This is a genomic window from Leptospira inadai serovar Lyme str. 10, assembly GCF_000243675.2.
Taxonomy (GTDB): domain Bacteria; phylum Spirochaetota; class Leptospiria; order Leptospirales; family Leptospiraceae; genus Leptospira_B; species Leptospira_B inadai.
In genome coordinates, this window is the sequence record NZ_AHMM02000006.1 from 215821 (window position 1) to 232768 (window position 16948).

11 protein-coding genes are annotated in these 16948 nt (G+C 42.3%); 4 read left to right on the forward strand and 7 right to left on the reverse strand.

Features of this window, described 5'->3' with window-relative positions:
* Positions 1-50: 50 nt before the first annotated feature.
* A complete protein-coding gene (locus LEP1GSC047_RS01750; RefSeq protein ID WP_010412440.1) occupies positions 51-947 on the reverse strand; it encodes a bile acid:sodium symporter family protein in 897 nt (298 codons plus the stop codon).
* A gap of 39 nt (positions 948-986) precedes the next feature.
* The gene (locus LEP1GSC047_RS01755; RefSeq protein ID WP_010412436.1) at positions 987-3338 is read right to left on the reverse strand and encodes a SpoIIE family protein phosphatase; all 2352 of its coding nucleotides are present in this window, start codon (positions 3336-3338) and stop codon (positions 987-989) included.
* A gap of 274 nt (positions 3339-3612) precedes the next feature.
* On the opposite strand from LEP1GSC047_RS01755, the gene LEP1GSC047_RS01760 reads away from it, so the two are divergent.
* Complete coding sequence (locus tag LEP1GSC047_RS01760; protein WP_238325503.1) at positions 3613-4695, forward strand: hypothetical protein; 1083 nt, start codon at positions 3613-3615, stop codon at positions 4693-4695.
* Between the two features lie 69 nt (positions 4696-4764).
* Here the strand turns inward: LEP1GSC047_RS01760 and LEP1GSC047_RS01765 are convergent, their stop codons facing one another.
* Positions 4765-5370, reverse strand: coding sequence for a hypothetical protein (locus LEP1GSC047_RS01765; protein WP_020988149.1), 606 nt, complete (start codon positions 5368-5370; stop codon positions 4765-4767).
* 66 nt (positions 5371-5436) lie between these two features.
* Positions 5437-6267: an extracellular medium-chain-length polyhydroxyalkanoate depolymerase gene (locus LEP1GSC047_RS01770; protein ID WP_010412429.1), complete on the reverse strand. Its 831-nt coding sequence runs from the start codon at positions 6265-6267 to the stop codon at positions 5437-5439.
* A gap of 267 nt (positions 6268-6534) precedes the next feature.
* Here LEP1GSC047_RS01770 and LEP1GSC047_RS01775 point away from each other — a divergent pair, with 267 nt between their 5' ends.
* Both LEP1GSC047_RS01775 and LEP1GSC047_RS01780 read left to right on the forward strand, forming a co-directional pair.
* Entirely contained in the window at positions 6535-7680 is a 1146-nt protein-coding gene (locus LEP1GSC047_RS01775; protein WP_010412426.1) for a DUF3089 domain-containing protein, read from the forward strand.
* A gap of 83 nt (positions 7681-7763) precedes the next feature.
* A complete protein-coding gene (locus LEP1GSC047_RS01780; protein ID WP_010412423.1) occupies positions 7764-10091 on the forward strand; it encodes a sigma-54-dependent transcriptional regulator in 2328 nt (775 codons plus the stop codon).
* Positions 10092-10128: 37 nt separating this feature from the next.
* Here LEP1GSC047_RS01780 and LEP1GSC047_RS01785 read toward each other — a convergent pair whose 3' ends face one another.
* The 3 genes from LEP1GSC047_RS01785 to LEP1GSC047_RS01795 all read right to left on the reverse strand — a co-directional run bounded on the left by LEP1GSC047_RS01785 (position 10129) and on the right by LEP1GSC047_RS01795 (position 15594).
* Positions 10129-10707 (reverse strand): hypothetical protein, encoded by a 579-nt coding sequence (locus tag LEP1GSC047_RS01785; RefSeq protein WP_010412419.1) that lies wholly within the window; start codon positions 10705-10707, stop codon positions 10129-10131.
* Between the two features lie 675 nt (positions 10708-11382).
* The gene (locus tag LEP1GSC047_RS01790) at positions 11383-14529 is read right to left on the reverse strand and encodes a SpoIIE family protein phosphatase (RefSeq protein WP_010412387.1); all 3147 of its coding nucleotides are present in this window, start codon (positions 14527-14529) and stop codon (positions 11383-11385) included.
* A gap of 258 nt (positions 14530-14787) precedes the next feature.
* Positions 14788-15594: a helix-turn-helix domain-containing protein gene (locus LEP1GSC047_RS01795; RefSeq protein WP_039933922.1), complete on the reverse strand. Its 807-nt coding sequence runs from the start codon at positions 15592-15594 to the stop codon at positions 14788-14790.
* Positions 15595-16065: 471 nt separating this feature from the next.
* Here LEP1GSC047_RS01795 and LEP1GSC047_RS01800 point away from each other — a divergent pair, with 471 nt between their 5' ends.
* Positions 16066-16914, forward strand: a complete 849-nt coding sequence (locus tag LEP1GSC047_RS01800) for a 3-hydroxyacyl-CoA dehydrogenase NAD-binding domain-containing protein (protein WP_010412381.1) — start codon at positions 16066-16068, stop codon at positions 16912-16914.
* Positions 16915-16948 lie beyond the last annotated feature (34 nt).

Consider the following 16948-nt stretch of genomic DNA (forward strand, 5'->3'; position numbering starts at 1 on the left):
AAACTCGACATAAGTATCGACATTCATTCGAAAGTGGATTTTAAAACCTGCTAGCTTAGGGTTTCCGAAAGATCGGCAGCTCCGGCGTCTCTATTTCGTTTAACCATAATCAGCCCGAAAATGAGGGCAGTTAAAAACATTAATAAACTGTAAGTAATCGGAACGATAGTCATGGTAGGAACCATAAGGATAGTTCCCGTTACTAAGAGCGCAGTCGTCCCGTTCTGTATGCCTAATTCGAACGCGATAGTAATCGCCTGAGGTCGGCTCAAACGCAGAAGAATGCCGAGAAGAAATCCAACGCTGATGCATAAACAATTCATCGTTAATGCTGCGGCACCGCTAAGCACAAAGAATCCGATCATATTCTCCCAGTTTTGTCTAACTATGCCCGCTATAATTAGGAACAAAATAATCATAGAAAAATACTTAATCGGTTTTTCGAAACCGAGCGCAAATTTCGGAGCCCAGCGTTTGACCGACATTCCTAACACGACCGGTAATACGGTGATAGCAAACAATTGTAGGATAGTTTTCAAGATAGGTAGATTAATCGCTTTTCCTTCTCCCATAAAATAAACCATCGAATAGTAAGCTAGAAAAGGAAGTGTGAAAGGTTTAATAATACTGATAAGCGCCGTTAAGGTAACCGAAAGCGCAACGTCTCCATGGAACAAGTAAGAATACATATTCGAGGTTGGACCGGACGGACAGCAGGATAAAACCATTAAGCCGACGGCCAATAAAGGTTCCAGATGAAAAATTACCGCCACGCAAAAGCCTAAAATCGGCAAGAGTATCAATTGAGCCAGTAGACCTACCATAACGGCTTTCGGGTATAATGCCACCCTCGCAAAATCCTTACCGGTTAAAGATAAGCCCATTCCAAACATAATTATGAACAAAGAGAACGGCAATACCGTCTCTAACAGAAATCCGCCTTGCATTTTTTTTCTCCTAAATATTTTTAATAATCTTCTATTATTTCACAGTTTAATCCGGTTTTTCTGGCATCCTCCGATGCGAAGGTTAGTTTCAGGATTCGAGATATATTCTATTTTTAGAATGGAAATATCGTCGAAAAGGTGGTTCTTAATTTTCTCGTAAACTTCATTGAGATCTCCTTTCGCCTCTTCGATGCAGCTTAAAAACGTTTCCGGACTTCCGTTAATAATATTGTTCCCATCATCGGAACGTCCCGCTATAAGATCGTCTTTTCCGTCCGAGCCGATAATAAGGCAGTCTCCGGATCGTAGTTGGATTGATTGGATTATGAAGGCTTCGGAAGAATCCTGAGGTATGCCCATCCTGTTAAAAAAGTGCTTCGTATGTAATAGCGAAGCCTTGCCATTTCGATAGAGAATCGGAATAGGGTGTTCGGCATTGACTATATAGGCTTTCCCCGAATCTTCTTCGATGATTCCTATTACCGCCGTAACAAGCATCGTTCCATCGAATATTTCGAATATTTTGGAAAGTTCTAAGAAGGTCGATTTTAGCCATCTCTGCGGCGTGATTTCGTTTACCTTATCTTCGAAAAGTTTTGTCCGATTTAGGATGGAGCCGAAGATGGAACCTAAAACTATAGCTCCTCCGGCTCCCTGAATCGATTTGCCCATCGCGTCCGCATTGATAAATACGCTACAACTCTTGCCTCCGATGGTGAGAGTGTCTGCCATCGAAAGATCCCCGCCGATTTCGTAGTCATGACCTTTAAACGTAAATTGTTTCTTTTGACGTATGAACGATTCGAATGCGATTCTTCCGTTCTCAATTTTTTCGATTCCGAACGGTTTGAGAAGCAGGGAAGTTAAAAAATAATCCCCTTGCTGTTGCTCCAAAAGTTGAGTAAGTTGAAACGTTCTTTCCTTTACCTGGTCTTCTAACGTATTCGCATAAACGGATAAAGCCGTCTGTGCCTCTCGAATCGTTGCCACCATCCCATTAAACGAAATGGATAGGAAGCCGATTTCGTCTTGAATGCGAACAGGTATTTTGGCGGAGAGATCGCCTTTGTTAATCCTTTCAATCGCGGATAAAAGGTTTTTAAGAGGATTCCAGATAGTTCCTTTGAAAAAGAATCTGAATCCAATAAGTATCGTGACGATGGTGACAGCTAATATATATACATGCAAGATGACAATTTCATGCATAGATTCCCTGTATGATTCGTAAGGAAAGCCGAATTCATAAATGGTTGCAGAATCCTTAATATTGAAACGATAGGATACCGACCAGGGATTCTTGGATTCGTCGGAAAGAAAGAAACGATCTACATGTTTAGGAAAGAACGAGTCTACATCTTCTAAAGCCTGCCTTTTGAATTCATTCCCTTTGATCGTCGATATGGGAAGAGAGGCGTCCAGCGAGCGCGCAACCTTGCTTGTTCCGGAAATTTCAATCGCATACAAAATTCCGGCAGGAAAGTTTTTCAGAAAGACCGAACTTTCAGATTCTCTCAATTTAGCTAAATCGAATGTTTCTTCCTGTCTTGCAACGGAAGCTATGCCTAACCAATATTGTATAAGCAGAAATGTTCCCAAGCATATCCCGGTAATTCGATTCAAGAATCTAGTTTTGTCTTCGGTAGTATTAATATATAAAACTAAAATTATAAAGCTTCCGGGAATGATGAAGAATGTATAGATCGTCAGGAATGTCGCTCTGGAGATGATTCCTGCTCGACTCATAGCGTTTGCGACTACGGCCGGAAGAATGAGAAGAATAAAAAATAATAAGAATAGGGAGGTCACATATCCTTTTCCTATTTGTTTGTTTAACCAGGATCTTCGTATCCCGATGAATATCATGATGGAGCAGTAGCTAAGTATCAGAACTCCTAAAAGTTTATTTTCGTTAATTAAGCCGAATGTCCAAATTTGTTCAGTGAAATCGAATACGGGCCTTAAGGATAATGTAGCATTAATATAGTATGCTGAGAAGCCGATCCATATGACGCTCTGCGTCCATAGTAATGCAGAGGCGAATTTATGGTTCGTTAATACTGGATAGTGTAGGAAAAATTGTGTTAGGCATACGAATGCGGGAATGACGAAAAGAATAAGCCAGCGATGGTATGCGGCGGTCGGTGAATTTAAGCTGTATGCGGTTACGAATGCAAATGCGTGAATTGAAAGAAACGCGAAGGCGGTACCCAGATACGTGCTGGATCTGGATCTTCCTGGAATACCTAATAAAAAAGCACTCAGCACTCCGGTAAAAACGCACACGATCAACGAACCGAAAGAAAAGAATGTAAGTTTTAGATCCATAAAGTCTTGCAGATACTTTTGCAGGAAGCGTACCAATACGATTGTTTTAAAAAAGACGGTTCTCATTCGGATATGTTGATAATTCTGGTCTGAATCCTCATTTTAAATCGAACGGATTTTCGAATTCGTATCGATCTGATTGTTTTCAATCGATTCGCAAAAAAACGATCGATCAATTTCAATCGGCAGCGATCGAAAATCTCTCATTAGCCTCATACGGCTCGGTTTTCATCACTCGTATCAATAATTTTCGCATGGCACGGAACCTGCTTAGAGAGGGGTGACTTCTTATGCTTTAACAAGCATTCGAGGCATTCTCAAAAATAGATCGAGGAGAAGTATGATGCGAGAAAAAGTTAAAGAAAATCTAATGCGGATTATAATCATTTTAGGATTATTTACGCTTACCGGATTACCAATTTCGGGGGAAGAATCCAAACCGGTCGCCGACGATAAAGATAAAAAGTGGAGAATTCTTTTGGGAGCAATGGCGGGCCAGTTCGACTTGCAATTACAGACAAAACTTCCTTTTAATTACGTAAACCCGATTAATGGACAGAGGGAAATCCCATCCTTAGGAAGCGCGACCGGCTTAACGCAATCAGGATCATTGGATTTAGGGTTAAACGGTTATGGACCTCAAAAAGGATTTCAATTCATGATACTGAGCGACCAGCTCGTATTTCAAGCAGCCTATGCGAGAGTCGACGTAAATTTCTCACCGTTAAATAAACCGCCTGTCGGAGTCAATATCGCGGAAGGGCATGCGGGCGGAAATATTTACTCAACGAGTTTAGATTACTATTTTAAATTCAGTCAATACGTACAGCCGATGATAGGCGTAGCTTACGGCGCATTTGGAGCATATTATAAAGTACGTAATGTCGTCGGAACGACGGCCGGAAATAGTTTTTACGAATCGTTTCCGGTCGTCGATGCTGATGATGGATACAACTCGGATATCGGTAAAGCCGGGCTCCGGATAAAATTACCCATCCAGAGTTGGAATATTACGCCCTATTTCCAATATGCCGGGAACAATTATCATATTAACGTAAGGACGGCTGCCGGGGCGATACAAGCTCAACAAAACGGATACCCGCAAAACCCAGGAGCTCTGCAGGATGCTTGGTACGGCCAAGGAACCGGTTCTGCAAGTATTGTAGATTCAATGATTCCGATTCAGAGGCAAGGGCGGAGTGTCGGAATGGTATTCTTCTTCGATTATAAGAAATTCCTGAGTCTTACGATCAATGCGAGGAGAAATTTCACTCAAGGAGCTTGGAACGTTTCGGCGACGCTAGCATTCTTCTTTCATCCGAATGCCGGAATTATGGCGACATACCTGTATGCAGAGCCGGAAATATTACTATCTTTCAATAGAGGTTGGGCGATCGGGCCGGTATTCACTGTATCGTTTTAGAAAAATGTTTTTAGGGTCCCTAATTTACAATCCGACGGAGTTAGCGTAACGGCCGCACTCGCCCGTCTTTCAACGCATAGGATTATTCGCTTCTCGAAGCTTTTTATTCGAAAGTTTTAAGATCGAATCGTCGATCGATTGTATCTGCAAATTGAATTCTTTTCTTTGCTCTTCGGAAAGCCCTTCTTTAAACTGTTCGTAAGAATTTTTTAGGACCTCTCGAAGGTCTTTTTTTTTCTTCAATTGAAGGGAAATGAATTCTTCCTCCTCGAATAGGGTTAATCCGACAGCTCTTTCCTTTCCTTCGAGATAATCTAGTTTTTCATGAAAGGATTTTATCTCTTCGATACGAGTTGGGTCCGGATTCGGCTTAAAGATATTATCTTCCAAATTATCCCACATCCCGCTCAATGACGGATGCGCGAATGGAATCTTTACCAAAGTCATTTTAGCTAGTTCGGAAACTTTATCCGAACTAAAAAAATCTCTATTCTCCGCTTTTCTAGATTCCGTTTCGCGGGGAGTTAAAGAGCTAAGTTCAAGTTCTTCCGTTTCTTCTTCGATAGAAAGAGACGATTGAGATTTCTGGGAGAGTAATATCATGGAAAGTATTAGAGGTAAAGCCGGCAGAAGGATTAATGCGAATAAAAGGTTCGTTTTGATAAAGAATTTCATGATTATCCTCGAAAGGCGATTTAAAAGAGCCCGACACGATTGAATGTCGAGCTCTTCAGAAAGGTATTAACGATACTGGTTAAACCAAGCGTAGATTTTATCGGGGGAAGCGGAGAACCAACCGTGTCCGGCAAAATAGTCCGTATACAGACCGGTAGGGATTCCTAGAGATCGGAGTTTTTCGTAATAGAGGTCCATCGTCCACCAAGGAACTACGATATCAAGCCAGCCGTGAAGAAAATACGTTGGTGGATGATTTGCAGGTAAGGTCGGTACTATGCATAAGGGGCCGCTGCAGGTCGCATAAGATCCCGATTGTATCGCTAAGGCCTTAAATTCTCCCGGAAAAGAGACTGCCATTCTGCTAGTATTATATCCTCCGCTAGAGACTCCCGTAGCAAATTTTTTATTGGGATTAATCGGCCCGAAAGTTCCTTTTCGAATTGCCGCAAACAAATTGGTTAAGTATCGATAATCACCCGACAGTTCGTAAGCAATCGAAAATCCCGGAATATTGGTTTCCCAAAACAAATCTGCAGCAGCATCGGGAGCAATGACCGCAAATCCGTTATTGAGCATACGTTCAATCACTTGCAATTCATAATATCCGCCGAACGGTACTCCCTCGGTTCTGGTAAATTCTACCGGAAAGAAAGAACCTTGGTACATCACCACCACCGGCCAACCTCCGGCAGGTGGAGTTCCTTCAGGTACTTGGTATTTAACGTTACGAAAGGTGCCCGGTAACGCCTCGATTAGCGTACTGGAATAAGAACAAGTGGTTGTTTTTAATAAAAAACCAGTCGTTTGGCATCGAGCCGCATCCAGTTCGTTCGTTCCTGCAAAAAAGAAACTGCCTACTAGTATAGGCAATAACAGAGTTATTCTCTTCAACATTTTTTCATCCTCACCAGTCCTACATTTTATACGGCCTGGGTTTACGAGCATTAAAGCAAGTATCATGCCGAACAAAAAATCTATTTAATATAACAATTGTATTAAATACTGATGCGGAATAGTTGACAGGATCGGGTATTTAGATTTTTGACTCGATGCTTGTGTCTCATTTTAATCGATTGAAAACTTCATCTGATCGAAATCAATCAGACTAGATCGATTGGAAATCGTAAAGCGGGTTTAAAGCAAGGTTTCGACGAGCTTGGAATGTCTCGATTATATGGCATACTTATTGCAATTTGCTCCCTATTAAAAGACTTACTCGGAAGCTATAAACTTTCGGTAAAGGGGAACATTCATAGTATGAAAAATACTTTATATTTACAATTGCTGCTGTGCGGCTTGCTTTTAACAGATTGTACTTCCTTATTTTTATATTGGATCAAGCCATCAGGTTCATTCCAAGAAAGTAAAGTTCCTGAAACTCCGGATTATTCTAAGCAGGAATCTTGGGCGGCCCTTCCTTCGATCAAAGACGATTCGGACGAGGTCCCGAATTCCCCCGAGTTTAAAAACTTACAGGATCAAGCTAAGGCAGATGTTTTTTTTGTTCATCCTACTACTTTCATCAAAGGAGAGGGTTGGAATGCGGAGATCGGTGGTAACTTAATCGTCTATGGGATTTCGCCGTTGAAATTGCAAGCTTCCATATTTAACGAATCGGCGCGAATTTATGCGCCCCGATATAGACAGGCGGTACTTTATTCTTTTGTAGATGAGACGGGAAGCGGTGAGCAGGCCTTCTCAATTGCAAGAAGAGACGTGTTAAGCGCATTCGAATATTATTTAAAACACTATAACAAAGGAAGGCCGTTCTTTATTGCGGGCCATAGCCAAGGATCTATGATGTTGATCTCAGTCCTAAAGGAGTATTTGGATAAAGGAAAGGTCTCCAATTTCGTCGCGGCATATCTGCCAGGTTGGTCGATTCGTTCTTCGGATTTCTCGAATTTGAAAATATGCAGGGGCCCCAAAGACATCGGATGTTACGTAAGCTGGAACTCGAAAAAATGGGGCTCGCAACTTAGCGATTTTGCTCTTCCTGCTGAGCGATATGTGGGCGGGATTTGCGTTAATCCGGTGAATTGGACTTTGAATAGCTCCGAAACCTCGAAAGAGTTTCATAAAGGAGGGGTTGGAATCGGATTCTCTCATGTGGATAGAAATTATGTTAGGACCAAATGCCAGGGGGAAATGCTGCAAGTCGATCTGCCTTCGAATCCGGATTACGAGTCTCGTAGAGGAAATAAAAAAAATTATCATATCGCCGACTATGGACTTTTTTATCTGGATGTACGAACGAATATCCGCGAAAGGTTAGAGGCATACTTTTCTAAAAAAACGAAAGATTGAAATATTTACTCTAGAGATTTGGACTTTATAAAATTGCTGCTTGATCTTCTTAGAAAGAATGCTAGTTTGAAAACTCTTTTTTCATGTATCTGCAATTTCTGACTTTATCATTTTTAATAGCAGTGTTGCTTTGTTTGCTTGGCGTGTTATATTGCCTTGAAGTCCGAAATAAAATTTCCGGAATAAAAGAGCTAACGATTTCTTTTGTATGTTTAGCTTTTTTATATTCGGCCTGCGTTTATGCTTCGGTTGAATTAGATCCGAGAGGAGCGCAGCACCGATGGATTTCGGTGACTGCGTCTCTATTCGCAGCCGTTTTTTTTCAGGTTTTCTTTTTCAAATTCCCGTCTAAAATTTTCATAAAGAATTCGAATATTATTTTTCAAGTCGAGCTTCTGATTAGTTTTGCCGTGTCCGCTTGGTTTTATTGGGAAACAAGACAAGAAAGTAAAACGTTTCATTTTAACGGGCATTATTGGGATTTAACGGCCACGTTTCAAGGTCGAATCGTGGCATTCTATTCGTTGCTTCTTTCATTCGGAATCGTTATAGTAGCGGCTGTTCAAATTTTGCGGAACCAAGGCCAGAAAAGAATCGCACTGATCGGGATTCTTTTCGCATTTTTCCTTACCTTCATTGTACCTACCGTGTTTCTCGCACTGTTTCGTTTGGGACGAGTAAACGCCTACGTATTTGTGAATGTATTTGCAATTTCCGTAATCGCCGGCTTTTTCGTGTTTCATGTTTTTTTCGTAAGCTACGGAAACCTTCAGACTTCTTTAGCCGTGAGAATTCTTACTATCGTTCTTGCAATGGCGCTTTCCGTTTCGCAGGTGATGCTTGGGGGATTAAGTCATTCGATTGAAAACGAATATGACAGTCTTCAATCTGCTCGCATAGCGGATTTAAAATCTCTTCCCGGCGCAAAGAATCTGGTTTTCATATCCGATATTTTAGAAAATCCTAGGAATACTATTTCTTCCGACCGGCCCTACGTGCCGCTCGGGTCCAGATCATATTTTATATCCGCAGACGGAAAACCGATCGTCGTTTATCGAAACGAAACTGCAAAAGTCGAAGTCGGTTTCAGCTACGAATCGTATCGTAATTTCATACATCATTATATTCTGGATTGGGCTATTCGATTAATAGCGAGTCTTTTTATTTTAATCGTCGGGTTCCTGATATTTATGAAAATCTCAATCCTTAATCCGCTTTTAGAGCTGTTGCAAGGAGTAGATCGAGTGGAAGGCGGAGAATTATCCGTTCAAGTCGAAGTGCGCAATCGTGATGAAATCGGTCTTCTTACTAAGGCCTTCAACTCGATGGTTAACGCGATGAGAGAAGCTCGCCAAGAATTACAGCAGTACACTTCCAACCTCGAACGGACGATTTTAGAAAGAGATTCGATTTATGATGCGGTTCCGCAGGAAAGAAATCTAGTCAATAAGACGCTTATTTATGCTAGCAGAAGTATGCAGGCAGTCGTGGATCGAGTGGAGCGAATTGCCAACAAAGAGCAGCCCGTCTTGATAACCGGAGAGACGGGTACCGGAAAAGAAATAATCGCTGCGTTTATTCACGAACTGGGAAGAGGGAGCGATCGGCCGTTTGTTCCTATCAATTGTGCAGCAGTGCCTGTGAATCTTTGGGAGAGTCAGATTTTTGGACATTCCAAAGGAGCTTTTACGGATGCGAAATCGGACTATGCGGGCTTAGTCACGGAAGCTAAAGGAGGAACATTATTTTTTGATGAAATAGGAGAAATGCCTATTGAAATTCAGCCGAAAATATTAAGACTTTTGCAGGAACGAAAGTATAAGAACGTCGGAGGTAGAATGGAATTAAACGCGGAATGTCGGATTATTTTTGCAACGCATCGCAATCTAAAGGAAATGGCCTCAAAGGGAACTTTTCGAGAAGATCTGTATTATCGTATTAACGTTTTTGAAATCAACATACCTCCTTTAAGGGAGAGGCGGTCCGATATTCCATTTTTAGTGAATCGATTTTTAGAAAACTATTCTAAACAGATGGAAATTGAAAAGCCTTCAATTAGCGAAGAGGTGATGGATTTATTTTTGCAATTTTCTTGGCCGGGGAATATTCGAGAATTAGAAAATTGTATTATTCGCACACTTGTGCATTTTAAAGGGGATACGATCAACGTGTCGGATCTCCCTCCCGAAATAGTGGAATTGAAGATTTCAAAATCGGAAAATACATCATTAGTTCCCGTTACCAATAGCGCATATATAGCCGGCTTCGAACCGTTAGTTTCCATGTATTCTAGAAGATTAATCGAAGCGGCATTAAGTCAATGTGCTGGAAACAAATCGGAAGCGGCACGTCTTTTGAAAATTTCGAGAGGAAAATTACAATATCAAATGAGACAACTAGGAATGGATTAGGAAAAATTAATTCGAAATCAATGAAGTGAATTAATCGTTAAGGACACTGCATCCCGGATGAAAGGGTCGCCGTATTCGTCACCGTTTTGACTAAACTCGTCATACTGCTCCTTGTCGTACTCAACTGTAGAGTATATGTTCCGCTGGAACCAGCGCTCGATCCCCAATCCCTGCCGACGGCTATTCGATAAACACCTAACGTAGAAATGGAAAGAGAGACGGAATCGCCTACGTTTTGATTCGAATTTGTAGGAGGTGATGGACAGGTTCTGTCTTTGGTACTGCCGTTTATCAAATTCGTTCCACTTAACGCGCTTCCCGGACCGTAAACGGATAGTCGTAGTACGGAAGCTCCGGTAACTGCGGAGACGGTTATCGTTAAAGTATCCGACAATACGAATTGTGTATCGTAGACATTCTGGCAATTTGTTAGTGAAGGGCAGGTCCAGGAATCATTATTGGATTGAGAACTTTGGGTCGCATAGGTCAAACCGGATAATATCTGATCCAATAAAATACCTGTGGCACTGGAAGAGTCTAAGGAGAGCCGGTTCGCTTGATTGCAATCGGAGAGTAGGATTAAAGAAAGTAATAGGGCTGCGTAATTTCTGTACAACTGCGTTTCCTCCATTTATTATCACAACAATTAGGAAGAACATTTTTATCAACGTTAAATAAATTTATTGACAAATTTTCTTACGTTTTCTCCGCAAAGATAAGCTTTTTTTGCGCTCCAAATGGACGCAAGGAGTTTATGTATGCGGGCAGCTGACAGAGGCAGACGTGTTCGCTTTGCTTATTACTTTTCCGATATCGCGCGCCCTCTGTCTTCAGGGCGCCTCCCTGCGTTCGCAGGGACCGGGCTGTTTCGGGTTCGCGTAGTCACGCTCATCCCTTAGCTGCTCTTTGGTTTTCGTTAGCTCTCGTTTTAACCAAGCTCGGGACTGACGCCCTGCACATCCCTGGCGCTAGCGGAGGACAGAGGACAGAGGACAGAGGACAGAGGACAGAGGACAGAGGACAGAGGACAGAGGACAGAGGACAGAGGACAGAGGACAGAGGACAGAGGACAGAGGACAGAGGACAGAGGACAGAGGACAGAGGACAGATAATTATTCCTATTACCCTGACAACAATTTTTTTAAAAACGAATTATGTTGGAGCTCCTGTGCGATAGATCTTTCCTCTACCTTAGCTGCCTTTCCAACATTGAGCAGCTTCTGTCTAGCGTGAGCAAAGCGAACGCGTCTGTCTTCTGACCTCTGTCCTCTGAAAACGAACGCTTTATTTTCTAAGAGCTGGACGTAATTTTGCTTAATGTGTTGGATAATTTGGAAGCCGTCTCCGACTTCGGATTAATTTTGAGGGCTGCAGACAGCAGAATTTTACTTCTTTCGTAATTTTTCAACGTCATATAAACTCTTGAGAGGCTTATTAGATTATTTAAATGTTCCGGATCCCTTAGTCGTAGTCTTTCTCCTAACTCGACGGCTTTATTGAGTTCTCCGACCTTCCTTGCAATCACCGAAGAGATGAAAAGAATTTCGTTATCGATAGGTCGTAATTGAAGATAATCCTCGGCGTAGCGTGCGGCTTGATCGTATTTCCCGTTCTTGAGAAAAAGTTTAATTAGTTTTTTCTTTACTATCGGCACTTTCGGATCGAGAGCTTCGATTTTCTCGAGGATGGCTATCGCTTCCGCTAAGTTTTCCTCGTTTTCGGCCTTTTTGGCTTCGGATAATAATTCCTTTATGCGATTCGAATAATCTCCATCGACGAAATTGTCGAGCAAGAATTCACCCTTGTATGATAAGCGAATCATGGAAAGATCGTCGATCAATTCTCCTTCGCGCAATATCGCCTCGTAAATGTTATTCAGATTTCCTTCACCTTCTTCTACCATTCGCAGGAAAAGTTCCTCATCGTCGTTGATGATTCGATTTCCGTCGGAGGCATTCCCGATCAGAATATCGTCCCGGCCGTCGGAGCCTACGATAATACTATCGCCGGGGGACAATTGGAACGTTTCGATCCTGATCTTTCCTTCTATTCCGGTAGTACCCAGTTTGCGACAATTGAATTTATCTCCGATAAAACTAGCCTTTCCATCCTTATAAAGGACCGCTCGGGGATGTTCCGCATTTAAAAAAAGTAAGGATCCAGTCGTTTCATCGAGTAAGCCCATCATGCAAGAAACGAGCATCGAACCTTCGAAACTTTCGAATACTTTATGAAGTTCTATAAAAGTATCCTTCATCCATCGTTCCGGCGATTTTGAACGAACGGACTCCACGTTTTTGGTCCGCTCGACTATGGATTCCAGAACCGCTCCTAAGACTAACGCTCCTCCCGCTCCTTGCATCGATTTTCCCATGGCGTCTCCGTTTAAGAACACGACGTAGGGCTGCCCGTTTAGTCGGATATTATTCGAAACGTTCAGGTCCCCGCCGATTTCGTCCTCGCGGTTTTTAAACGTGAATTTCTTTTTTTGTTCGAGGAAGAAATCAACCTTTACGTCCTTGCTTTCGGATTTATTAGATCCGAGGGGTTTGATTAAAAGGGAAGTAAGAAAAAAATCTCCGTCCTGTAAGCGCTTTAGCTCCCGCACTTCGTTAAGAGTATTTTCCAGTTCGATCGTGCGCTCTTTTACTTTATGCTCTAATTCCTTTGCATATTTATCGAGACGTTTTCGTCCTGCCTGAATGGATCTCGCCATTCGATTGAAGGATCTCGCGATAAAACCCACTTCGTCCTCCACTCTGGGCTGCAATCTATAATTCAAATCTCCGGCGTTGATCGCCTGCAATCCGTCGACGACTTCGTTTAACGGAATGACTAAGGCCAATCGAAAGAAATATCTGAAACCGATCGAGACGGCAAGAACGACCGCAATGAGCGAATATACGAATATCAGGGAAGGTATATGAATAAAATTTCTCAACATACCGTATCGAAAGCCGATCTCGAAGAAAGAATCGTTATCGGGGCGCTTATACATGTAAGAAACCGTGAAAGTATCGGTTCCGCTTCCCTCAGGATTCGATTTCAGAATCCGATAAATCCTCTTTCCGGGTTCCACCATGGAGGAGATCGGTAGCAAAATTTTCTCGGAAGCTTTCCCGTCCGCCTGAAGGGATTCATTTTCCAGACTTTGCTTCAGAATCGCGAGTCCGGCCGAAATGGAGGGGTTCTTATCCTTCAATAAATTAAGGACGCCGGATTTGTCGGCTTTGTCCGGAAGGTGAAGATATTTACTTCGGATAACACCGAATCGGTCCGAGAGCATATTAAGGAATGAAGCCATTTCCGAATCGGAAACGTTCGATTCGTTTTTCGATGTTAAGAATTCCTTAATTCCCGCTTTGTAGACGAAGAATTCCGGTGGAGCGTCTTCCAAGACGGTTTGCGATTTTTTCCATCGTTCTTTTCCCCTTAAATTTCCGAGATTGCAAAGTAAAATTCGGAGATGAGTAAAACGAATCTGGAATTCCGAGCGGGTATCCAAGGATACGTTCCCTGTTTTATAAGGAAAATTGAATGTATCCGATTTCGGGGAATAGGATGTCAGGTAGACCAGTCCTTCGGGGGTTTCTCCATCGTTAACAACGGCCTTGATTTCCTGGTTCCGAATTTGATCGAAAGAGTCGTCATATCCGCTTAAAACGAAGTATCCTACGAGTTGCAGAGTTAAGAGGCAGGTTGCCATCGTTATGGCGGTGATCCGGCTCAAAATCGTAGTTCTCTCTTCCGTAACGTTTGCGTAAAGGATGACGATTAAGAATAAACCGATTACTAATGACAAATCGGCGGTCTGCTGATACGAGGCTCTTGATACCGAACCGTCCCTGCTTAGGGAGTTCATGATTCCCGGAAGAACGCCGACGATGCAGAATCCTATGAGAAAATAAATAACCGCCCTCCTTTCTTTTCCCTTGGATACGAAAGCCCGCCAAACTCCTGCGATGACGAAAAACAAAGTCAATAATAGTACAAAAAGTGAGAACCATTTATAGAATGCGTGACTTTCGAAGTCCCAATAATGACTTCCTATGTTGTACGCTCTCGGGGCTTTTAAGGAAGAATAAATATAATAAACGCCGAAAAGGGCCGCGATCGCATATAGAACGATCCGAATCACATTCCCGATTTTCACTCCCTTCGGTTCCGGAAAATAAAAGAAAAAGGTTAGGATCTCAATGAAAATGACCATCGATGACGGAATGACAATTAATCTGTGATAGACCGTCCATTCAGCCGACGAGCTGAATCCCATCGCATAACCGAAGTGAAAAATGAAAAAAGAAAAGCTGAATAAACCCAGGTGAAGAGCGGGGCGGGTTCTTTCCTTGAGGGAAAGGAAGAATTGTGAGACGAAAAGTCCGAAGGCGCTCGCTAAAGCGGAGCCAAAGAAATAAAAATTGCATTGAAACAAATCCATACTATCGAAGTTCCATCCGCTTTAATAAACCGAAGAGAGAAAACAATAACGACGAGGAGCAATATTTCAACAATATTTCTCCGTCTCCTACATAATCATCTAAGGGACCTACTTTTCTTTTTCGACGAAGTTAAGGTCAAAATCCCTTCAATTAATCGATGTTCCGTTCCTATCGAAGCGACTATCGGTTGGAAGTTTTTCCTTTCGAACGTACGATATCGATCGGACGTATCTACCGGACGGAAGGATCAATATCGGTTAAATTCCGGTCAATGATTCGTCGATAGATCGAATGCGAGTTCGTTTTGACTTTCGAAAAACGACTGAAGGTCTATGACCATACGTAGCTCTGAAAGTTCTGCTAAAATGAGCGGAGTCGGAAAAGCCCGCAATATGAGCCGCTTCGGTTAAATTCGAACATCTGGGCATATTCTTGGCGGCTACCTTGAGTCTTAAATTTAATAAGTATTTTCTAACGGAAATGAAAAGAGTTTCTTTGAATAAATGTCTGAACCTATCTTCGGATAAATTTACCAGCTTAGCTAGATGTCCGAGTTTGATTTCTTGAGGATGCGGTATATGCGCTAGTGAATGTAAATGATTCACGACCGTCATAACTCGATTATCCAAAGCTTTCGATTCTTTATAAGGTAAAATCGATCCAAAAATCGTATTCACTAAATTCTGCAATATGATAAATGCTTCGGCGTCGGTGGTGTCCTCCGACATCGCTTTCATTACGATTTCCGACAGATTCGGAATTCTGCTAGAATCAAAGACTTGAATCCCCGCATTTAAACTACCTGCGATCCTTTCGAAGAGCAGCGAATCAGGATCTATATTTAAATTTAAAACATGGGTTTGCTTAGCCATTTCACGATACATTCGGTTGGGCGGAATGAAAACGCCCGTGAACTCGATTGCAGGTTCCGACGGAAGAAAAAGGCGAGCGGGTTTTTCCACTGAAATGAGTATGGACGCGGCGTATAGGCTATGCATCGCGCTCGTTTCTTCCCAAGCCGCAAATAAAACATGGCAGTCCCAAATATATAGGGAATTCTTCATTCCAATTCCTCTTAATGCAATCCTTCCAGTCTCTATTTTGAGCGAAAGCAAAAGAATTCGATGAACGAGTAAATGTGAATCTCTAGCCGAAACGTTCAAGTTTATTTATCGATTCGAGCCGATACATTCAAGCTTTCTCGCTACAAGGGAAGTATAGTCCTATTAGTCTTAAGGTAGCGGCCCGGATAGTATGAATATTAATTATAGACGAATATTTTTTGTCATCGTATCGCTATATCCGATTCTGATGAAGTCATCGCGCTTTTGGATCCGATTTGACATTCAAATTGCTAATATTCTAAAAACCGATCCAGAGGTTAAATAAGGTATCGTTAAAGTGATTATCACCCGTGCGGAATTCCGAAGTTTTAGGATCGTCCTTGATTCGAGAATCCGGAATTTCCGTACGGTTCTTCTTTCATTAAACGAATTAGGGATTAACGAATCGAAATATTGATATTGGAGATAATTATGATTAGGTTAGGGGTTGTGGGCGCCGGGCAAATGGGTTCGGGAATTTCGCAAGTGTTGGCACAGAGCGGTTATCATGTACGATTATTCGACATCAACGAGCAGCAGTTGGAAAAATCGATCGGTAGCATAGAACAGAATTTGGGGAGACTAGCTAAGAAAGGATTATTTCCCGAATCGGAGATCAATGCGGCGATTTCCAGAATCGACAAAGTCGACGACCTCGGCGAGTTAGAGGATGCGGATTGTATCATCGAAGCCGTTAGTGAAGACGAAAAGAATAAAATAAGTCTATTTGAACGATTGGATAAGATTGCGAAGAAAGAATCCATCCTCGCGTCGAATACCTCTTCCATTTCGATAACTAGAATCGCCTCGTCGACAAGTCGGCCCGAAAAGGTGATCGGACTGCATTTCATGAATCCGGTTCCTATGATGAAATTAGTGGAAATCATTCGCGGCCATAATACTTCCGACAGCACTTATGAAGCGGCTCGAGCACTTGTGGAGAAGCTAGGAAAGGAATCCTGTGTGTCGGAAGACTATCCCGCGTTCATCGTTAATCGCGTACTAATTCCCATGATTAACGAGGCCATTTTTGCCGTTTATGAGGGAGTCGGAAAACCGGAAGAAATCGATAAAGGGATGAAACTCGGAACGAATCAGCCGATGGGCCCGATTACCTTGGCGGACTTTATCGGGTTAGATACTTGTCTCGCGGTTATGAACGTTTTGTTTAGCGGGTTTAAGGAGCCGAAATATAGGCCTTGTCCCCTGCTCGTAAAAATGGTCGAAGCCGGGCATCTGGGAAGGAAATCCGGGAAGGGATTTTATAGTTACACGAATTAGAATTCATTCATAAAATAAATGAACGGATTTTTAG

What these genes read in the sequence shown, in the direction of transcription:
- LEP1GSC047_RS01750 (WP_010412440.1), bottom strand. Translation starts at nt 947, where the DNA reads ATGCAAGGCGGATTTCTGTTAGAGACGGTATTGCCGTTCTCTTTGTTC.
- LEP1GSC047_RS01755 (WP_010412436.1), bottom strand. Translation starts at nt 3,338, where the DNA reads ATGAGAACCGTCTTTTTTAAAACAATCGTATTGGTACGCTTCCTGCAA.
- LEP1GSC047_RS01760 (WP_238325503.1), top strand. Translation starts at nt 3,613, where the DNA reads ATGATGCGAGAAAAAGTTAAAGAAAATCTAATGCGGATTATAATCATT.
- LEP1GSC047_RS01765 (WP_020988149.1), bottom strand. Translation starts at nt 5,370, where the DNA reads ATGAAATTCTTTATCAAAACGAACCTTTTATTCGCATTAATCCTTCTG.
- LEP1GSC047_RS01770 (WP_010412429.1), bottom strand. Translation starts at nt 6,267, where the DNA reads ATGTTGAAGAGAATAACTCTGTTATTGCCTATACTAGTAGGCAGTTTC.
- LEP1GSC047_RS01775 (WP_010412426.1), top strand. Translation starts at nt 6,535, where the DNA reads ATGTCTCGATTATATGGCATACTTATTGCAATTTGCTCCCTATTAAAA.
- LEP1GSC047_RS01780 (WP_010412423.1), top strand. Translation starts at nt 7,764, where the DNA reads ATGTATCTGCAATTTCTGACTTTATCATTTTTAATAGCAGTGTTGCTT.
- LEP1GSC047_RS01790 (WP_010412387.1), bottom strand. Translation starts at nt 14,529, where the DNA reads ATGGATTTGTTTCAATGCAATTTTTATTTCTTTGGCTCCGCTTTAGCG.
- LEP1GSC047_RS01795 (WP_039933922.1), bottom strand. Translation starts at nt 15,594, where the DNA reads ATGAAGAATTCCCTATATATTTGGGACTGCCATGTTTTATTTGCGGCT.
- LEP1GSC047_RS01800 (WP_010412381.1), top strand. Translation starts at nt 16,066, where the DNA reads ATGATTAGGTTAGGGGTTGTGGGCGCCGGGCAAATGGGTTCGGGAATT.